This is a genomic window from Nonomuraea sp. NPDC050383, assembly GCF_044459125.1.
GTDB lineage: Bacteria > Actinomycetota > Actinomycetes > Streptosporangiales > Streptosporangiaceae > Nonomuraea.
The window spans coordinates 195500-217572 of the sequence record NZ_JBITIP010000015.1 but is presented as its reverse complement, the minus strand read 5'-3'; the positions used below and the strand labels follow the sequence as shown (position 1 = coordinate 217572).

Sequence of the window (22073 nt, the reverse complement as noted above, 5' to 3'; positions counted from 1 at the left end):
TACAGGCTGGTGAGCCGCCGCTTGCCGTCCAGCACGGCGATGACGGTCGTGGCGCCGTGCGTGAACCGCATGATCCGCTGCCGGCCGTCCTCGGCCACCAGCGTGAAACCGAACTGGAGCAGCTGCTTCTCGGTCGGCCGGGCGGCCACGTGCTTCGCGTAGGGGTCCGTGGGCAGGCTCGCCGTTCCGCGCGTGCCGACGGACCACCGCGCCACGTGCCGCGTGTAGTCCTCCACGGTGATGTGGACCTCGTCCGCGGCCCGAACGTCGACACCGACGCGGGCGATGCCGCCGTTGTCCAGCCGGGCGTAGTAGCGGATCCCGCTGTCGCCGGACTCGACCAGTACGTCGTCGTTACCGGCGAACCTGCCGGCCATGGGGGTCAGTCCCGCGGGCGGGGCGGCGACCGCCTCGGGCAGGGCCGGGAGCTCCGGCGCGCGGGTGCCCGGCACCGTGTGCACCGCGACGACGGCGACCTCGCCGGCGGGACGCTCCAGGTCCCTGTCGGCGTAGCCGGTGAGCTCCTCCAGCCGGCCGTCGGGCATGCGTTCGTTCAGGTGCGTGAAAACGCCGACGATCTGTTCCGGCGAGACGCGGGCCGGGGACCTCCTGCCGCCGTAGAAGCCGTGCGAGGCGGCCGTCTCGGCGATCGCCGCGTCGAAGATCATCCGCTCGCCGGTCGCCACGTTGACCACCTCGATCGAGGTGGCCGGCGCGGCGCCGCCGAACGGGTTGCCCGCCAGGCCGGACCGGCTCAACACCCGTACGTCGTACTCGTGGCCGCCGAGCCTGATCCGGGCCTGGTCGACGTGGCGCAGCACATGGGAGACGAGGCGGAGCGGCTGGGCCACGTCGTGGTGCGTCAGCCCCCCGGCCTGCACCCAGGTGTTGTCCCTGACCAGCGCGTCCCGCACGTCCTCGGTGCGGCCGAGCAGCCCGGCCTCACGCAGCCGCTGCTCGATCTCGGTCCTCGGCACGCCGCCGAACTCCTGGAGCCGTGCGATGGTCACCTCGTCGTTGGTCCCCCCGACGGTGAACCCGGTCGTCTCGCTGATGACCCGCGTGCGCTCCAGCCCCACGAGTTCCGGCGTCATGTCCACGGCCCGGACCTCGGCGTCCACGACGGACCCGTCCCCCAGAACCGTGAACTCCATCCAGCCGTTGTCGACCCTGACGCCGCCGCGTCCGGTAGCCGCATGGGTGCTGGTGCCCATGGCGGTGGCCGACGTCAGCAGCCTCGCCAGAGGCTCTCCGCTCACCGGGATGTGCACGTCGAGGATGCGTCCCACGTACATGGTGACGATGATGTCGGCGGCGCCATGGCGCAGGCTGACCTGCCCCGGCTCCTCGCGTATCGTCTGGTTGAAGTTGTCCAGGATTGCGAGATACCTGGACGGGTTGGCCCGCAGTCGCGCCGCCTTGTCGGCCATCTCCGTGGTGAGGTCCGCCTGTTCGAGTCGGCGCAGCCGGGGGCCGTGCTCGACCCGATACCATCCATCGCCCTGGAGCACGTGCAGGACGCCGTCGACGATGTGCAGGTCGTGGACGGTTCTGGTGGCCAACCGGTGGTAGAGCTCGAGCGTGTCGCCGTACGGCTCCCTGTACGCCACCCAGTTCTCGCCTGCCTCCCACCTCCCATCCCCGATCCGCGAAGAAGTGGAGAAGGGGGTGACGGCGGGCGCGGCGGGGAGACCGTCCGCAGAAGGGGCGGAGGCCGGCGGCGGTGCGGCGGGCGTCAGACCGGAGGGGGGCGCGGCGGGGCCGTCGGACAGGACGACTCGCCGTTCCTCGGCGACGTAGGTGACGCGCAGCCTCGTGCCCGGCGCCGCCAGCACCTGGCGGGTGCCCGCCTGGTGGGTGATGGGCCCGAGTTCGCGTGCCCCCGCCACGTCGAAGTCGAACCGGACGCGCACCTTGCCCTCGGGCACGGCGCTCGCGGGAGGCGCCGTCTCCGGGGTCACGAGGGTGAACTCCGACAGCACGAGCTCCGCCGTCGCGACTTGCGCGCGGAGCTCCTGCGGGGTCAGGTCCGCCCAGTACGAGACCGGGGCGGCGAGGGCCGGCAGGTCCTGCCACGCGGCCCACATCTCCGCGACCGCGCCGCCCAGCGGCTCGGAGCGGAGCCCCTGCCGGATCGCCTCGTTGATCTCCGCGTCGTGTCCGGCGGTGAAGGCGCGCAGCATGACGACGCCCTCGGGCCGGGTGTCGAAGCCGGCCGCGTGCCGCCGGATCAGCTCGGGGTCCGCGGCCTGGATGTCCTGCAGTTCGCGCCGGAGCTTGTCGTACTCGGTGATGGACAGCCACTCGTGCACGTCCTGTCGCGTGCTCGCGCTGGCGGCCGGCAGCTCCCCGTCCACCCAGGCGTGGCCGGTCTCGAACGGGGAACGCTCGCTCACGACGACGTCGGCGCTCTCGGCGGTCTGGGCGGTCTCGGCGGTCTGTGCCGTCCGGGCGGTGTCCGTGCTCTCCGGCTGCTCCACGTTCTCCGCGAGGAGACCCAGGCCCCCTTCGAGCTCGTCCCGTGACGGGCGGGACGGGATGAGCCCCAGCCGGTGCCCGTCGGCGATCACGTCGAGAATCTGGCGCGAGACGTTCGGCGGATAGTACAGACCGGCGGTGTCGGCGAGGTCGAACAGCTGCCGGGACAGTTCCTCCATGGTCTGGAATCCGCCGCCGTACGCCTGCTGCACCCATGCCAGGGCGCGGGCCTGGGCGGGTTCGAGGCCGTGGAGGTCGAGCCCGAGTGCGAGGGCTTCGCCCAGCCAGCGGTCCGGGTCCTGCGCTATGACACCCTTCAGCAGGTCACGCGCGACTTCCTTGGTGAACCTGTCGGACTGCCCCGGCTCGGGCTCCCAGACGAGCTGCCCCTGTTCGTGCGCCTCCCAGAGCAACGGCTCGATGAGGTCGTGGGCCAGTGACAGCTCGCTGACCAGCCAGCCGGTCACGCGGTAGCCCTCGGTCAGGAGCGTCTCGATGTCGTACGCGCTCGCGCTCCGGGGCGCCGTCGCGACCTGCGCCACCGGCTCGCCGGTCCTCTCCTCGGGGCGGGCGACATCGGCCGTCTTCTCGGAGCGGGCGACGGCGGGTGCCTCGTGGCGCCTTTCGGCCTGCTCCAGCGCGGCGGCGAGCTGGTCGGGAGTGGTCGCGTCGACGACCGGCCGGAAGCCGTCCTGGACCGCCTCCAGGTACAGCTCGATCAGCTGCAGACGTCCCTTGGCGGCGGCCAGGGCGGAGAGCGGGGTGGTCTCCTCGGGGGCGAGCCGGCCGCCGAGCAGTTCGGCCCCGGCGACCTCGGTCAGGCGGCCGAGCTCCGCCCAGCTGCGGTCGTGGAGGAAAACGGCGCGGCTCACCGTTTCGCCCAGCCAGAGACGGCGATCCTCTCCGGTCCGGTCCATGTACCCCTTGAGCCGCGATCCCGGCTCGTAGGTCCGGTCGACGGAGGTGTACGAGCCCTTGCGCTCCAGGTCCAGGTACGCCTCAAGCGTCGACCGGAGGCCGTGCTCCCGGACCAGCCCGTCCATGGCGGGCTCGGTGGCGCCCTCCTGACCGAACTCGACCCACATGTGCAGCCGGCCGACGGCCCGCAGCTCCTGGTCGGTCAGGCCGTACATCCCCGCGCGGGCGGTGAGGCTCCGCCCGGCGTCCAGGTGGAGGTCGACGTCTTCCACGTACTGCACCAGCTCGGCGGTCAGCGTGTCGGGGTCGCCTCCGTCCAGCGCCTCCTGGACCGCCTCATCGCCCTGGCCCAACGCGCGCAGCGCGGTCGCGTAGACGCCCCGTTCACTGCCGAGGCTGTATCCGGCCCGCTCCCAGGCCAACCGCGCACGATGGCCCTCCGCGGTCATGGCCGTGCCGGTCGTGTGGTAGATCTCCGCCATCTCGGCCAGGCGGCGCGCCGAGCTCTCCGCCAGCCCTCGCCATCCCAGCCGGTCCGCGATCTCCCTGCCTCGTGCGGTCGTCGCGTCCCCCCGCTCGTCCGCCTGCTGCAGCGCGATGGCGAGCTCGTCAGGGGTGGCCGCGTCGATGACCGGACGGAAGCCGTCGCGGACCGCGGCGAGGTACAGGTCGACCAACGGCTTGAGCCCTCTGTCGGTGACCAGGCGGGCGAGCGGGGTGGCCCCTTCGGGAGCGAGCCGGCCGCCGAACAGCTCCGGCCCGCCGACCTCAGCCAGCCGGCCCAGGTCCGGCCAGACCCCGCTCGGGTACTCGGCGAGGCGGCTCACGGCCTGCCCCACCCACCGGAGCCGATCGTCTCCGGTCAGGTCCATGTACTGCCTGAGCCGGTCCGCGGACTGGTGGACCATGTCCATGGCGGCGTACGCGCCCTTGCGTTCCAGATCGAGGAACGCTTCGAGCGTGGCCCGCAGCCCTCGCTGCTGGACCAGCTGATGAACGATCGGGTCGGCCGCCGAGCGCCACGTCCGCAGTCCGGACCGCATGGCGAGAAGCCCGACCGAGCGCAGCTCCTGCACGGACAGCTCGGCCATCCCCGCCTGGGAGGCCAGCGCCGACCCCTCCCTGGCGTGGAGCTCCGCAGCGGTGGCGTAGTTCACCAGCGCGGCGGTCACCACGTCGACGTCGCCCGTGGCCAAGGCCGCTCTGAGCGACGGGTCACCCGTGTTCAGCGCCTCCAGCGCGATCTCCCACACGCCGCGACTGCCGCCGAGCCGGGACTGGGCGCTCTGCTCGGCCCGGAAACCCTCGCGGGAGGCTTCGAACAGGCCGTCGATCTGGCCCACCTGCCGCAGCCGCAGATCCGGCAGCCCGCTCCAGCCCATGTCGGCGGCGACCCGACGGCCCCGCCGCAACCCCTCGTCGCCGGCCTCCCACCCGCGCGGGTTGGGCGCGTCCGGGGCGTTGTGGAACGTCACCCCTCCGTCCGGCAGCCCGGCGATTCCGGCCCGACCCGCGGCGCCGCGCACGCGCGTCCCGGTGAGCGGGTCGATCGGGGTCTCAGGCGCGAACGCGGTGGTGTCCGGGCCCGGCCGGGCCCGGCCGGCCGGCCGGGTGGTGGCATCCTCCGAGCCGGTACGGCCCGCGGCCGGCTCCTGTCCACGCGTGTCACCGTCGGTGTCGGCGGCCGCGAGCGCCTTCTCCACCGCCTGTGCGAGGTCGTAGCCCGAGACGAACTCCCCGGGCGCCCGTCCGGCGAGCACCTCCGCGATCTTCTCCGCCACCTCGGCGAACCGGTCGCCCACGTGCCCCAGCGCGATGTTCTCCGAGTTCTCGGCCGCGGCCGAGAACAGCGCCGCCACCTCGACCACGACCCTGGTGGTCCGCACGTCGCCGAACAGCTCCGCTGCGGCGCGCCGCAGCACGTGCACGCCCTGCTCGCCGGGGAAGCGCTGGCCGCCGGTGAAGCGGTACCACTCCACGAACCGCGCGAGCCCGTCCACGTCTCCGACGGTGAGACGGTCACGGCCCATGGCCTGCGCCAACTGGCGGAGGAAGGCGTGCGGACGGGGAACGGCACCGTCCTGGTCGGCGACGAGCTCGACCAGGGCACGGACTCGTCTGAGGTCGGCCCCCCTGAACGGGAACTCGGGCGAGGTCCTGTACATGGCGGCCGCGGTGGAGATCAGAGCGTCGGTGTAGTCCAGGTGACGCCGGGTCAGGTCCGGGATCGGGACCTCCCGGTGCGTGGCCGCCATGCGATCGAGTCGCAGCACGTGGTCGAAGAACTCCCGGCCATGAACAGGGAACTTCGCCAGGAGTTCGCGGACGTGCTCGGGCAGCCGGGTGTTGTCCGCCGTGGGCATGGTCAGGCGCATCGTCTCGAACGGCACAGCGGGCTCCGCCGGGCCCACGGCGATCGGCAGGTGACGCGGTCGCCTCTCCGTCCGCGTGGGGAAGACATCCAGGGCACCCGGCCGCATCCCGCCGGGACGCCGGCGGGCGGTGACCTCCATGGTCTCGGCCAGGTCGGACAGCTTCATGAGGTGACGGTGGCGCAGGCCGACACGCGCCGGGAACGGGCTCCCGCGCAGATCTGAGACGCCGTCTTCAGCCCACCAGAGCCTCTCCGTGCCCATGAAGGTCGGGTCCCGCATCACCAGGATCCCGGCGAGCGTGCGCCGGCCCGGCTTCGCCGCTTCCATGTAGTCGTCGTTGTAGCCCAGATGGTGACCCATCTCATGGGCGACGAGGGCGACTCCCCAGCCCGCGTAGAGGCTCTCGGCGTTAGGACGGGAGTTCGGGGTCCTGGGGTGGAAGGTGACCCTGGGCTCGTCTTTCTCCGCCTCCACGAAGCGGAGCCGGACATGCAGTTGGGAGCCGTCGCGCAGCCGGTGCTGGTGGTTGTAGTAGGCGTCCACCGCGTCCAGCAGGTTCGACTGCTCCGTGAGCAGTTCCGCCTCGCTCATTCCGGGATGCGCCGCGAATCGCAGTATGAGGGTGAACTCGGTGACAGGGTGCGTCACGCCGGCCTCGTCGACGACGCGCAGCGAGCGCACCTCCAAGCGGGACCTGCTTCTTTCCCACGGGTGCCGCTCCTTGACCTCCTCGCCCGGGAACTGACGCAGTCGCGCCCACTGCGACGCCTTGATCGCCTCGCGGGGGTCCAGGGAGTAGGCGTTGCGGTCCCGGAGTACGGCCAGGGTCCGGTCGTCATGCACCAGCCGCAGCGGTGGTCGCGTGTCGGGATTGAGATCGGTGCTGCGCGGCCGTGCCGGTTCCTCCACGACCGGTGCGGGGGTGGCCGGAGAAGGAGTGGTGGGCTGCTCGGCCAGTGCACGGAGCCTGTCCAGCCGGTGCCCGCCGGCTTCCGGGGAGACGCCCTCGGCGAAGCCGGCGAGGATGCCGTCGAGCTGGGCGCGGAGGGTGGCCCGGGCTTCGGAGGTCTCCGCGGAGCGGAACTCGCGCGACAGCAGGCGGAAGATGTTCTGACGGGCGTTGTGGGAGGCGTCCCGTCCGTCGGGGTGCCCGGTCAGCGCGGCGAGCGTGGTGCTGGGGGCCGTCGACGCCTGGAGGGCGTCGGAGGCGACGGCCAGGACGGCGATGGCGGCCTGGCCGGGGGCGATCCCGGGGGCCAGGCGTGCCATGTGGGGGTCTTGGGCGGTGCCGGAGCCCAGCCGGGTGAGGGCGGCCGCGTCGCCGTCGACGGGGCCTACCTCGAAGCCGATGTGCTGACCGCCGATGAGCAGGGTGGAGTCGTCGACCCAGCGCCAGTCGGTGGAGCGGCTGCCGAAGTCGCTCGGCCTGACCCGGGCGTCGAAGTCGGCGCGCGCCTCGGCGACCGTGAGGTCGTCCATCCCGGCCCGCCGCCCGTCGGGGGTCAACACGTCGCCGACCGGCCGCACGGCGAGCTCCCGCGCAGGCCGCGCCGACACGTCCTGAGCCTGCCACCCGCCCTGATCCGTCGAACGATCGGGGGCGCTCTGATGCAGGCCACTGGGGCGCGAGATCTCGAACGCGTGCTCCACCTCGCGGGCGAGATCGTGACTCAGCATCGAGCTCCCGCGGGACCGCCAGACGAGCACCTCTGCGATCTTTCTCGCCACGAAGTCCCACTTGGTGCCTCCGTGCCCGAGGGCGATCTGCTCCGAACCCCGAGCCGCCTCGGCGAACAGCTGTGCTGCCTGCACCACGGCTCTGGTGCCCTCCACGTCGCCGAACAGCTCGGCGGCGGCCCGCCGGAGGGCAGGCACCCCCTGCTCGCCGGGGAAGCGCTGGCTTTGCGTGGCGCGTCGCCACTCCACGAACCGTGCCAGCCCGTCCACATCGCGCACGGAGAAGTCGTGATCGCCCATCGCCTCCGCCACCTGACGGAGGAAGACATGCGGGCTGGGCACTCCGCCGTCCAGACCGGCGACCGACTCGACCAGGTCACGGACCCGCCTGAGGTCGACGTCGGAGAACGGGTACTCGGGCGACGTCGCGTACATGGCGGCTGCGGTGGAGACCAGCGCGTCGGTGTAGTCCAGGTGGTGACGGGTCAGGTCCGAGATCGGCATGGGCCGGTGCAGCCCGGCCATGCGGTCGAGGCGGAGCGCGTGCTGGAAGAACTCCGGCCCGCTGACGGGGAACGTCTTCAGCAGCTCCCGCACGTGGTCGGGCAGTCGCGTGTTGTCCGCCGTGGGCACGGCCCGGCGGTAAACCTCGAACTGCACGGCGGGCCCCGCCGGGCCACTGGTGATCGGGAGGTGCGGCGCCCGGCTCTCCACCAGGTCGGACAGCTCCATGAGATGGCGGTCACGCAGGCCCGTCGGGGCGAGGAAAGGCAGTCCCTGCAGGTCCCGTACGTCACCGGCCGTGGCCCAGATGAGCCTTTCCAGCGCCATGAGGCTGTACGGGTCCCGCACGACCAGCATGTCGGCGAGCGTGCGCCGAAGCTCCCGCGCCGCCTCGACGTACTCGTCGGCGAAGCTTTGGTGATGGCCGAACTCGTGGGCATAGAGGGAGACCCCCCAGCCCGCGTAGATGTTCTCGGCATCGGGCCGTCCCGGCATCCGCGGGTGGAACGTGACCGCGAGCTCGTTCTTCTTGGCTTCCACGAATTCCAGGCGGACGTGCAGCTGGGAGCCGTCGCGGAGGCGGTGCTGGTGGTTGAAGTAGATGTCCGCTGCGTCGAGGGCGTTCGACAACTCAACGAGCATGCCCGCCTTGGTCAGGGCAGGGTGGCGGCGGTACCGCACCTGGACCGTGAGCTCGGTGATCCGGTGCGTCGTGCCCGCCTCGTCGACCACGTGCAGCGACCGCACCTCGATCGTGGATCCGTTGCGCTTCCGGATCTCCACTCCCGCGTCCGGCGTGCGCAGGTGAGCCCACTGCGATGCTCTGATCGCCTCCCGGGAGGCTTCTATGGAGTGGGCGTTCCTGCCGCGCAGCGCGGTCAGGGTCTTGTCGTCGTGCACGGGCCGAAGCGGTGGCCGGGTGTCGGGATTGAGGTCGGTGCTGCGTGCCCGTTCCGGCTCGCCCGGGACCGGCGCCTGAGACTTGGACTTCTTGCCGCGGATGCCGAGCTGTTGTGTCGCTTGTTCGCCTGCCTGGTGGGGGGTGCCGTAGCCGAGGGCGTTCAGGATGGTGTCGAGCTGGGTGCGTAGGGCGGGGTCCTGGGTGGAGCGGAACTCGCGGGACAGCAGGCGGAAGACGGTCTCGTCTGAGACGTTGGGGTGTCCGGTGGGTGGTTGGACGGCGTCGGAGGCGGCGGCCAGGACGGCGAGGGCGGCCTGGTCGGGGGCGATGCGGGGGGCCAGCGTCACGTGGTGGGGGTTCTGGGCGGTGCCTGCGCCGAGGCGGGTCAGTGCGGGCGCGCCGCCGTCGACGGGCCCGACTGTGTAGCGGACGTGCTGGCCGTCGATGAGCAGGGTGGTGTCGTCGGTCCAGCTCCAGGTGACGGGGCGGTTGCCGAAGTCGCTCGGCCTGACCCGGGCGTTGAAGGCGTCGCGGGCCTCGGTGACGGTGAGGTCGTCCAGGGCGGCCTGCCGGCCGCCGGCGGGCAGCGCGTCCCCGAGCAGCCTGACCGGGATCTCCCGTCCGCCCGGCGCAGGCGTGTGCTGAGATCGCGGGCCGGCGGGGCGGGCGGGCGCGGACCCGGCGGCGCGCTCGCTGCTCTTCCCCGTGTCGACGGCGCTCGCGGCCGTCAACGCGTCCTCCACGGCCTTGACCAGATCCCGGCTCCCGCGCGTTCCCGACGCGAGCGCCTCTGCGATCTTCTCCGCCACGAAGGTCCACCGCTCACCCGCGGGCCCGAGCGCGATGTGCTCGGAATTGTGCGCCGCGCTCGCGAACAGCAGGGCGACCCTGGCCACGGCCTCGGTGCTCTCCACGTCGCCGAACAGGGTGGCGGCCGCGCGCTGGAGCGCGGGCACGCCCTGCTCGCCGGGGAAGCGCCGGCCTTGTGTCGCCTGGTACCACTCCACGAACCGGGCCAGCCCCTCCACATCGGTCAGCTCGGGGTGCTGGTCCATGGCTTCCGCCACCTGGCGGAGGAAGGCATGCGGGGTGGGGAGACGGCCGTCCTGGCCGGCGAGCAGGTCGACCAGGGACTTGATCCGTCTGAGATCGGCTCCGGTGAAGGGGTAGTCGGGCGACGCGCTGTAGACGGTGGCCACGGTGGAGACCAGCGCGTCGGTGTAATCCAGATGACGCCGGGTCAGACGCGAGACCGGGGTGCCCTTGTACACGGCGGTCATGCGGTCGAGGCGCAGCGCGTGCTGGAAGAACTCCGGCCCGCTGACGGGGAACCTCTTCAGCAGCTTGCGCACGTGCTCGGGCAGTCGCGTGTTGTCCGCCGTGGGCATGACCGGGCGGTAGATGTCGGACGGAACGGCGGGTGCCGCCGAACCTATGGCGGTCGAGAGGAGACGTGGCCGCCACTGCTCCTGGTCCACCCGTGCCTGGGGGTTCGGGTCGTCGGGCCGCCCGGGGATGACGACGAGCTTTCTCTCCGCCAGGTCGGACAGCTGCATGAGGTGACGGTCGCGCGTGCCGACCCGGGCGGGGAAAGGACGTCCCTGAAGGTCCCGGACGGTCCCATCGGTCCACAGGAGATCATCCATCGCCATGATGCTGTCGTCCCGTTGCACCAGGGCGTCGGCGAGAGTGCGCCGACCATCCCTCGCCTCTTCGACGTACTCGTCAGCGATGCCCAGATGGTGGCCCAGCTCGTGGGCCCAGACGGAGAATCCCTCGCTCGCGTATTTGTTCGTGGCGGAGGACCGCCCCGGCATGAGCGGGCTGAGCATGACCGCGGGCTCGTTCTTCTTGGCTTCCACGACCTCCAGGCGGACGTGCAGCTGGGAGCCGTCGCGGAGGCGGTGCTGGTGGTTGTAGAAAATGTCCACCGCGTCGAAGGCGTCCGACAACTCAGCGAGCAGGCGCGACTCGCTGAGATCGGGATGGCGGCGGTACCGCACCCGCAACGTGAACTCGGTGATGCGGTGGTTCGTGCCGTTCTCGTCGACCCACAGCGAGCGCACCTCGAGCGTGGAGTGGTTCTTGTTCCAGAGGGTTCGCGTGTCGACCATGTCCTCTGGAAGCCCGTTGCGCAGTTTTGCCCACTGTGATGCCTTGGCTGCCTTTTGCGGGTCGATGTCGTAGGCGTTGCCGTCGCGCAGTGCGGCCAGGATGTGGCTGTCGTACTTCGGCAGCAGCGGCGGCCGGGTGTCGGGGTTGAAGTCGATGCTGCGTGGCCGCCGCTCGGCGTCGGGGGAGGCGTCGGCGAGCGCGGTCCACATGGCGTCGAGTTGGGTGCGCAGGACGGGGTCCCGCGTGGCGAGGTACTCCCGGGCCAGCAGGCGGAAGACGTCCTGGTGGGCGGTGGTGGGGCGGCCGCCGGAGGGCCAGAGGGTGTCGGAGACGGCGGCCAGCATGACAAGGGCGGCCTGGTCCGGGGCGAGGTGGGGGGACAGGCGTACCACGTGCGGATCATGCGGTTTGCCCGTGCCGAACAGGGTCACGCCGGGTGCGTCGCCGTCGATCGGGCCCACCTCGAAGCGGACCCATTGGCGCTGGATGAGCAGGGTGTCGTCGCCGCTCCAGTGCCGCGCCGCGGACCACCTGCCGACGTCGGTCCAGCGCGTGTGCCAGCTGCCGAAGTCGCTCGGCTTGACCCGCGACTGGAAGGCGGCGCGTGCCGCGGCGACCGTGAGGTCGTCCTGCCCGGTCCGCCGCCCCTCGGTGGCCAGCACGTCGCCGAGCGCCCTGACCGGGACCTGATCGCCGGGCAGAGGGCGGCCGTGGGGGCGGAGTTCGGCTACCACCAGGTCGATCTCGCCCTGGAGGTCGGCGCGGCGCGCGTCTGTGTCGGCCTTGGCGAGCTGGCGCCTGAGGAGGCTCAGCTCGGCGTGGCGGGACTGCGCGCAGTAATCGTGACCGTCTTCCTGGTGGGAGAGCAGGCGGCGCCGGGTCTGAACGCCGTTCTTGCGGGCCTCCTGGACCTGGAGCGTGTCGGTGACGTCGTGGACGACGACGCGGGCGAGCTGGTCGTGCGCGACGTTCTTGTTGGGGCGCAGCAGGTGGGGGTCTTCGGCGGTGCCGGCGCGCACCTTGGTGCGGGCCAGCGGGCGGAACAGGCGCAGACCGTGGCGGCGCACCATCAGCCGGCCCGGCTTCTCCACGCGGAAGTGGACGTCGCCGTGCGCGAGGGTGAACAGCACGATGGTGTCACCCGGCGTCTGTCTCCACCCCGTCAGGCCGGGCATGTCGAGGGTGTCCGCGTTGTCGAAGAACGCCTTGGTGACCTCGTTCGGGGTCATCTTGGGCGTGCCCGGAGGGCGCCGCTTGACCACGAACTGCGACCGCTGACCCCGCGACCCGCGCACGGGCCGGGCGGTCACCGTGACGGGCTGCACGCTGTGCACCGATTCGTCGCCCGCGTCGGGGATGCTCTTGACCGGCCAGGCGGGGGCGGGCGGCGTGAGCTCGGGGATGCCGCGCCTGCGCAGCTCCGACCGGATGTGGTCGGCCAGCGTGCCGTCCCGGCCGGCCGTCCGATCGTGCAGCGCGTGCAGGTCGAGCCCCTGCTGGTCGGCGACCAGGATCAGCTCGGACGGCAGGGCGGCGAACCGGGGGGCGAACGTGTCGCCGTGCAGCGCGCCGCCCGGCTCGGCGACGTAGGTGTGCCTGGTCCCGTCCGGTGCCGTGACGTCGATCGTGACGTCGGCGCCGATCTCCCGGGCGAGCAGCCGAGCCTGCTGGAGCTGCCCGTACGGCCGCGTCGGGTCGGCGTCGGCGACCAGGCGAACCGGACGCCCGGCGTCGAGCGTCCGCGCTGCCGCCACGTACGGCCGGGCCGGGTCGAAGCCGGCTTGCCGGGCGGCCTGGTCGAGCAGCCGCTCCAGCGACATCGGGGCGGGAGAGTTGAGCAGCCGCTCCAGCGACATCGGGGCGGCGGCGGGAGCCGGTGCCGGCCGCGCCGCCGCCTGCTCGCGTTCCGCCTCGGCCCGGTTGTCGGCCAGCGACTGGCTGAACAGCATGATGCGGGCGCTGCCCGTCGCGGCGTACGGCATCTCCACCGTGCGCTCGGTCTCGCCATGCCTGACGTTCCGGACCTCCAGCCGCACACCGGCGTCGAGCCGGAAGTCGACCAACGAGGCGACGCCCTTCTCGAAGACGCTGTTCTCCTTGCGGCGTCCGCCGCTGACGGAGGCGTTGTCGACGGACTGCTGGTGCAGCGCCACGTTGACGGCGGCCCCGGATGCCTTGTGATCCTCGCTGAGGGAGACGCCCACCGGCACGAGATGTCCCCGGGTGGCCGAGACCTCCCACTTCTCCCGCCGCCGGTCCACGGTCCTGATCTCGGTGTCGTCCAGGTCGCCGACCACGACGTCCTGGTCCGTCAGAGTGGCCTGCACCCAGACGTCCACCACCCGGTCCGCCCGGTTCGGGTCGAGTTGGAGGCTGAAGGCGAAATGCCCCCGCGAGCCGGCCATCGCCTCCAGGCTGTCCCTGACGGCTACGCGACCGAGCATCTTGCGCACCTTGGCCTTCTCGGCGAAGGTCAGCTCTCTGCCGAAGACGTCCTTCTGCTGCGCCCGCGCGATGACGGCCTCGGCCAGCCCGTCGACCCGCGCCCACTCGACGTGCATGCCGCCGGACAGGGACGGCAGGGACACCGGCCGTGGGTCGGGCAGCGCCGGCGCCCGGGAAGGCGCGTTCTCCTCGCGGGTGGCCAGACCGGACAGCAGGACACGCTCCATCGTGCCCTGCAACGCCACCTTCGCCACCGGGCCGGGCTTGCCGTCGATGATGGGCTGGACCTCGATGACGAACGTCGGGTGCTCCAGGACGCTGGGCTCCGCGCCCTTGAAGCGGGCCGCGCCGTTGATGCGGGTGGTCTGGTTGTTCCGGCTGGCGGAGCCGGAATGGTCCCGGTCGGTCGACAGCGCCATGCTGCCGTCGTCGGCGCCCTTGACGTTCCCGCCGGCGCTCCAGCTCACGGACGTGGACTCGTTGAGCTCCCCGTAGAGGTATCTCTGCTTGATGGAGCCCTTGTCGTAGACCTCCCCGTGGTCGGCGGTCTCACCGAAGCTCGCGCGTATGGTGACGGCGAGCTGCTGGGCGCGGCCCCCGACGCTGACCGCAATGATCTCGGGCGGCGGCTCCGGGGCGAGCATGTCGTCCAGGCCGCCCTTCCAGCGCTCGCCGGCGTACCTGGCGAACAGCTCCCGGTACAGGCCGATGTCCCCCTCCACAACGCCGGGGAGGACCTTGTCGATGGCCGTCGTGACGCCTTCGAGCAGCTCGATCTCCTGCTCGGGTGCTCCGGGGGCGTGCAGCCGCGTGCGGCCGAGGAGGCTCATGCCGATGGCGTCGTCGTAGCCGTCGGGCTTCACCACGCGCTCCGCCCGCCGCTCCAGCAGACGCGCGTCCGACAGCATCTCGCGCAGCCTGCGGTGCGGCTTCGCCTTGCGCGAGCCGCTCGGCTGCTCGCCGGGCGGGGTCAGCTCCGCGGTGGCCTTCTTGTCGATCAGCTCCTCGATGCGCTCGGCGAAGCGCCGCTTGGTGTGCTCACTGGTCAGCGGGACGTGCGGCACGCCGACAGAGCTCATGAGCCGCTCGCGGACGCTCAGCTCGCCGCGGGCCTGCTTCAGGTCCTTGAGGTAGCGGCGCACGAACGGGAGCGCGACGCGGCGGTTCAGCTCGAGGGTGCCGTTCAGCAGCCGCTCGGCCGCGTCGGCCGCATGGTGCAGGGAGAGCGGCATCTCGCCCTGGCTGTAGAGCTCCAGGGCGTCGCGCTCGGCGTTGCGGCGGACGGCCGTGCCGCCGCCGGTCAGCTCGCGTGCCGCACTGAGGGAGGACGCGCCGATGCGGATGTGGGCGACGACGTCCGTCTCCGACAGGTACTGCACGCCGGTGTCGATGTCCAGGTCCTCGCCCGCGAGGATGACCGTCTGCTCCCGTCCCTGCGAGACGGTGCGCGACCCCGACAGGCCGGCTTCGCCGCTCGGCGTGCCCGGGAGCTGCAGACCGGTCGAGCCGTCGACGTTGGACGTGGTCGACGCGGAGGACGACGTACCCGAGACGATCATCGACATGAGGATGTTGCCGCCGACCCACTTGCCGGCCGAGAAGACCCGGGACTTGCCGGCCTCCAGCCGGAGCGACACCGGGACGCGCACGTTCCCGTGCCCGGGCAGGTCGACGATCACCTCGACCCGCAGGTCGCTGAAGAACGCCTCCGGATGGGCCAGCATGCCCGGCTCGCTGAACAGCTCGTCCACCTGGTCCAGGGACACGGCCTCCCTGGGCACCTTCAGCTCCGCTGCCACGATGCCCGCTATGTCGCCCAGGTCCAGGGCGACGGTCCTGCCGCGCTTGATCGCCTCCACCGACGTCCGGTGCTCCGGCCCGTCCGGGCGGTCGTCGGCGTAGGGCAGCTCGGCGACGGGTATGAGCACGCGGGCGCTGACCTCGTCCTCAGCGAGCCGCTCACCGTCGAGGGTGGTGCGCAGCCTGCCCCCGATCAGGAACGCCGCGGAGTCGGTCTCGTCCAGGCCCACCTCGTTGATCTGGACGCCCTGCTTCACGCTCAGGTCGTGGCTGGAGGCGCGCTTGAACCCCGCCCCGCCACCGCTGGTGTCGACGCCATCGTCGTCCGGAGCCGCGAGACCCGCCCCGACGGAGCCGTCCCAGGACTTGCCCGTGCTCTCCGTCCGCGAGGCGCCGAGCGAGCCGATGGGCAGTTTCACCCCCGGCTGGGCCCGGACCACGCCCTCGGGCGTCACGTCGTTCATGTCCTGGTCCACATGGACGCGCAGCCGGAAGTGCTCGGTGGCCATGCCGGTCCGCTGCAGCGTGAGGCGGATGCCGTAGCCCTGCTGGGAGGCCCGGTTGTAGCCCTCCTTCAGCCGGTGAGTGGTGAGCTGCTGCTCGATGAGGGTCTCGTTGCGGCGCTGGCTGGCCTCCGTACGCGCGTCGCGGGAGTACACGCGGACGCCGTTCACGAGTCTGGGCAGCAGCCCCTTGTCGCGGAGCTCCTCGATGGTCTGCTGCCACACCCGGTCGGCGCCCGCGACGCCGTCGATCCGGGCATGGCCGGCGCCGCGGACCCTGCCGGTCTTCATATGGTCGGGCAGTTCGAGCTTGCGGCCGGGCGGCGGCTCGGGCGAGGGGTCGTCGCGCAGGATGGGGGTGCCGTCGGGCCGCCGCCCCACGATCGCCGCCGCGTCCACCGGCAGGTTGTAGTGGTACGCCTGCGACTCCGGGAGCAGGAACAGTGCCCTGCTCTCACCGGAGAAGCCCTTCCGGGGCGCGTCCTGCAGCTCCAGGACGGCCGTGTACACCACCCGCAAGCGGTACGACTGCACCTGGCCCGCCCAGCGCGGAACGTTGGGCATGACGGCGGTGCCGCCCACGTTCGTCGATTCGGAGTGCGACCGGGCCCGCGAGAACCCGAGCGTCAGCCTGGGGACCCACTTCCACAGCGGGAGCTTCCCCCCGACTGTGACGTTGAAGTGCCCGGACGTGCCCGCCGAGCGGCCCTGCCAGGCCGAGCTGAAACCGATCGGCAGGTCCTGCTCAAGGTGCAGCTTGTTGCTGGGCGGGCCCACCACCTCTTCCAGGACCACCCGGCCGTGGACCCGGAGGGTGCCCTCCCGGCGGCCGTCGGAGAAGTGACGTGCGAAGCCGTTCGCGCCGGTGACCTCCGACCAGTGCACCGGGACCTGCCCGGTCATGATGGTGCGCACGTGGTCCTGGGCCGCCCGCCCGTAGCCGGCGTCCACCAGGTGGGCGACCATGTCGTCCGCCGTTTCGGCGAGGCCGGTCGAGCCGATCGCGACGTGCCCCGGCAAGGCGCCGTCCAGACCCGCGTTCTCGTCCAGCCGTACGAGGTTGTCCGGAGCGGGCTCCGTCAGGGGGGCGGGTACCCAGAAGTCCTGCAGCTCGTCGCCCGTCACCCGGGTGGGAGGCGCCCAGTCGCCTGTGGCCGTCCGGTGGCTCACCTCCAGGACCAAGGCGCCCTGGTACCTGGTCGACGGGCCCCGGTTGTCCATCACGGAGCCCCGCTGGGCGTAGTTGCCGGCCGAGGCCCGCTGGCTGTCGCTGGTGCCCCGCCCGTAGGAGCCTTCGGCCACGACGAATTCGGCCACCGCCTGGGCGCGCTCCCACGGCGACTGCTTGGCCGCGGCCGCGGCGTCCCATTTCGGCGTGACGTCTTCGGAGCCGCGCGCCGTGGCCGAGACCGACGCGCCGTCCTCCGCGAAGTTGCCGACCATGAGCTCCGAGGCCTCCGTGTGGCCCCCGGGGATCTCCGCCAGCCGGCCCACACGTCCCCGGACCAGGATCTCCCGGCCGTTGTCCAGCTTCAGTACGACCCCGTCCGGGGAGAGCACGTCGCCGAAGTCGCGGCGCAGCAACTGTGCGGCGTCCTCCGGGCTGAAGTCGGCATCCCCTTCGCGGTTGAGGGCGGCGGCCAGCCTGTCCTGATTGGCGATCGGGCCGTTCACCGGCAGCCAGGCGGACATCCCCGCCCGCGGCGGAAGCGCGGTCTCCTCCGCCTTCAGATAGTCCTCGTAGGCCTTGTTGGCGTCCGCGACGCCACGGGAGAGCTCCGGCGACAGCGGCCCCGCGGAGGTCGCCTCGTTCAGCAGGGTCAGCAGCGTCGTCTGGGCCAGCGCGGCGGCCCGCGCCGCCTCGGCGGCCGCCTGGTAGCGCTGGGCGATCCGGAACTGCCGGCGGGCGACCTCGGCCTGAGCCTCGGCCTCGGCCTCGGCGTCGGCACGCCGTCCGGCGGCCCCGTCGTCGCGCTGCTCGACCGCCTTCTCGGCCTCCGCGTAGGCCTTCTGCATGTCCTGGGTGGCCTGCGCGCCCCGCTGCACGTACAGGGTGCCGAGCCGGCCGAGCCGCTCGGCCTCCTGGGTGAGCGTGGCGATCTGCTCCCGCACCGCGGCCCGGCGCTCGGCCAGCTCGCCGAACTCCCTGACGGCCGGCTGCTCCGGTGCTGCGGCGAGAGTCTGCGGCGACGGAAGCGCGTCGACCGCGTCCTGGTAACGCCGGTGCTCCTCCTCCGCCTCCCGCATGCGCTCGGCGAGCACGCCGACGTCGAGCGTGCCCTCGTCCCTGACGTACGGCAGGACGTCGGCGGCGGCCTGATAGGCCCTGCGCGCCCGGTCAGCCAGCCGGCGGGCCTCGTCATGGGCCTCGGCGGCCTGCTGCAGCTCGGTGCCGGCCGTCTGCCACGGCAGGGCTTCGGAGAGCTCCTGCCGGGCGATCGCGTCGCGGGCCCGGCCGAAGGCCGCCAGCGACTCGTCCGTCCAGCGGCCGGACTCCTCCTGCATGTCGGCGGCGGCCAGGTCGAGCGCGGTGACGTGCCGCCCGAGTGTCTGCCGCAGCTCCGCGATCGCCCTGGTCCGGCTCTCCAGCGCGGCGCGCAGGTCGGCCAGCGATGCCGCGGGGTCCGGCGTGGTGGCGGTCAGGTCGACCGTCATCAGGGCGAACCGCTCAAGGGTCTGACCGAGCTGGAGCGCCTGGGCGATCTCGGAGTTGGAGACCCCCAACCGGTTGAGCAGCGACTGGTACACCGCGCGGGCCCGGTAAGCCGAGGCCGCGGCGTCGCCGTATGCCGTCGCCGCCTGACGGAACCGCATCCCGGACGCGTGCGCTGCCTCCGCGGCGGCGGTGTCGCCGGCGGTGCGGGCGGTCCGCTCCTGCTCGAAGGCGCGGTCCGCCGCGTCGGAGTTCTCCCTGGCGGCCGTGTACAGGTCGATCGCGGGCACGGTCAGCGTGGCGGCTCGCGTGGCCACGGCCGACCGCAGGTTCCCGGAGGCGACGTCCAGCAACGGTGCCGAGAACGGCAACGAGTCCTGCAGTGCCTGCCGGTAGCCGGCGTACGCCTGCTGGGCCTTGCTGACGGCGTCGGCGAGGTCCACGCTGCGGAGCGGGCGGGTGGTCATCAGGTCTGCCGCCGCCCGGTGCGCGGCCCGGGCAGTCGCCGCGGCGGCCCGCGCCGCCTGGTAGGCGTCGGCGGTCCCGTGTCGCTGCCGCGCGGCGGCGATCAGGGCGTTGGCCGTGCTGAGGTCGCCGTTCCTGAAGGCTGCCGTGGCCTGCTCGGACAGCTGGATGGACGCCTCGTAATGGCGGATGCCGATCCTGTTCAGGTCGATGTCGGCTTGGTCCAGAGCGGACGCCCGGTCCGTCATCGACTGCATGAGCTCGGACAAGGCCGTGGTGACGGCCGCCTGCTGCCCCTCCAGATGGGACCGCAGCTCTGCGAGCGCGGCCCCGGGCTCCGGCTGTGATGCGCGCGGGGACGTGATGGCGCCCCGGTCCTGCCCGTCATCGGGCAGGGGGTGGCCGTGGTCGCGGAGCTCGGCCACTAGAAGGTCGATCTCCCGCTGGATCTCGGCGCGGCGGGCGTCGCCGGTGGCCTCGGCGAGCTGCCGGCTGAGGAGCCTGTACTCGCTGTGGCGGGTGTCGAGGCAGAAGTCGTGGCCCCCGGTACGCGGGGCGAGCAGGCGGCGCTGGGTGAGGGCGCCGGCCTGGCGGGCCTGCTGGGCCTGGAGGCTGTCGGAGATCTCGTGGACGACCAGCCGGGCGAGCTGGTCGGAGGCGACGTTCCGGTTGGGGCGCAGCGCGTGGGGCTGCTCGGCGGTGCCGGCGAGGACCCTGGTGCGGGCCAGCGGCCGGAACAGGCGCATGCCGTGGCGGCGGACCATGAGCCGGCCGGGCCGCTCGACGCGGAAGTGGATGTCGCCGAGGGTGGTGTGGTGGACGACGAGGTGGCTGTCGTCGGAGCTCCACGTCCATCCGCGCACGCCGGTGATGTCGGAGGGGTCCGCGTTGGTGAGGAACTGGGCGCGGACCTCGCCCGTGGTCATCCTCGGCGTGCCGGCGGGCCGCCGCCTGACCACGAACCGCGACCGCTCCTCCTGCGACCGGCGCACGGGCCTGGCCGTCACCAGGGTGTAGTCGGTACGCCGTCCGGACTCGGCCCGGATCGGCGCGATCGGGCCCGTCGCGGTGAGCCCGCCGGGGGCGGCCTGGGCGGGCGCGCCGTTGGGCGTCGCGGAGTCCGCGGGAGCCGTGGCGGCGGTGACGGCGGCGGTGGCCGCGGCACGGGCGTCCGGCGTGACCTGCCCGTTCTGCACGGCTTGGATGTGCGCGGCGGGAGTGGTGACGGTGTCCGCCTGCGCGGCGGCCTGGCCCTGAACGTGCCCGTTCGGCGTCTGGGCGGCCTGAACCTGCGGCTGCGTCTGGGCGTTCTGCGGCTGGGCGGTCTGGGCCTGCGGCTGCGTCTGCGGCTGGGTCTGCGTCTGCGGCTGGGCGTTCTGGTCCTGGGCGTTCTGCGGCTGCGCCGCCTGTGCCGGGCTCTGCGTGTCCCGCGCCTGGGTGGGCCCCTGCTGCGTGTCCTGCGCCTGGCTCGGCTGCTGCGTGGCCTGCGGCTGAGCCTGCGCGTGCGGCTGCGCGGCCTGAGCCTGGGGCGCCGCCTGACGCTGGTCGTGCGCGTCCGCGGGATCGGGAACCTGCGTCTGGTCGGGGTTCCGCTGGCCGTTGGTCCGCTGGTCGTTGGTCCGCTGGTCCGGGGCGCTCGACTGCTGCGCGGCGGACGGCGTGGCGCGGTCCGGCGCCGCGTGCGATCCCGGCGTCGTGCCGCTCCGGTCGGCCTGCGCCGTGACGGCGGGCTGGTCGGGCGCGGTCTGTCGGCGCGCCCCCGGCTGGTCGCCTGCCGGTGCCCGCTGCTGGTCGCCCGTGGGCGTGCGCTGCTGGTCGCCTGTGGGCGTGCGCTGCTGGCTCGCGTCAGCGCGGGTGCTCGTCGCCGGCGGGGCCGAAACGTCGGAGGTCGCCCGCTGGTGCGGGATGACGGGCTGCGGCGCAGGCTGCTGCGCGGATGTGGAGTCGGGGCCGGTCGGTCCGGGCCCGCCGGTGGACGGCCGGTCGCCGGCCGTGGTCGGGCCGGATCCGTTGGGGCCGCCGCCCGTGGTGGGGCTGGTGGTCGAGGCGATGGTGGTGGTCCTGGCGCCCGCCAGGTGGCTCCCCACGCTCTGGGCGTAGTTCGACAGCGTGGTGATCGGGCGCACCGCCGCCGCGCCCAGATGGTCCACGTTGAACGGGCTGATCGTGTTCGTCCTGGCGGCGCCGGCAGCGAAGCCGCCCACCATCGACTGCAGGGTGAAGTCACCCCACTGGCCGTACACCACTTTGTTGGCGATGACGCTGCCGAGGGGCGAGGCGAACATGTTCGGCAGGCCGGTCATCATCATGCGCCCCGGATAACGCTGGAACGCGGCGAGCACTCCGGTGCGGTCGCCCGCCATCCGGTTCAGCGAGCGGATGCCCGGCATGTCGTCGACGATCTTGCCCATGTGCTTGCCGAGCCAGACACCGCCCACGGTGCCGACGACGGTGCCGACGAGGATGGCCTTGGTCTTCTGCCAGTCCCACTTGTCCTTCAGGCCCTCTTTGATCTGGTCGTACTGGGCCTTCTCGCTGGCCAGCTCTTCCAGGATCTCCTCGGGCAGCTCCGTCATGAGCTGCCAGTGGAGGTAGCGGGTGGCGGCGTTGGCCGCCAGCTCGGTCTTCCGGGCGTTGTTGACGACCGGCCCCATGCGGGTGGCCGCGAGCATGAGCCGCTGCATCAGCAGGTGGGCCCGGGCGTTGCCCATCTTGGCCGCGAGACGGATGACCAGCGCGGCGAACGGGGCGCTGACCGCCACGACGCCGATCGCGGCCGCGATGACCGACACCCAGAAGGCGATGTTGATCGACCGCTTGGTGTAGTCGTCCTCCACCGAGAAGTAGCCGAAGCGCTCGGCGAACTGCGCGGCGAGGTTCGCCTTGGCGACCACGCCGGTCTGGTCGCCGAACTGCTGGGCGATGTGGGTGAACGCCGGCGGCTTGGCTGGAGTGGTGTATCCGGCGTCGATGGTGCTGATGGCCGAGCCCGCCCGTTCCACCGCCCCGCCCATGCTGGCCACGATGGAGTCGAGGATGAGGGCCGCCTGGCCCGTCTCCACCGATTTGGAGTCGGGCCACGGCTCGCCCGCCATGAACAGCGGGATGAACGTGTAGTTCACCCAGCCAGGCAACGCCGAGCTCTCCCATGCGGGACGGACCTCGGTCGTGGGCACCCGCCTGACCGAGGTGCCCTCGCCGGGCACGTAGTTGGGATTTACCGGCCTTTTGCCAGCCAT

General features: G+C 72.4%; 1 protein-coding gene (cut by a window edge). It reads right to left on the bottom strand.

Annotated features, from left to right (window positions below; all coding sequences use genetic code 11):
• On the bottom strand, window positions 1-22073 hold the 5' portion of the coding sequence (locus ACIBG4_RS31845) for a hypothetical protein (RefSeq protein WP_397204932.1). The gene continues 6652 nt to the left of window position 1, outside the view; the window shows 22073 of its 28725 coding nt (coding positions 1-22073); the start codon lies at window positions 22071-22073; the stop codon falls past the left edge of the window.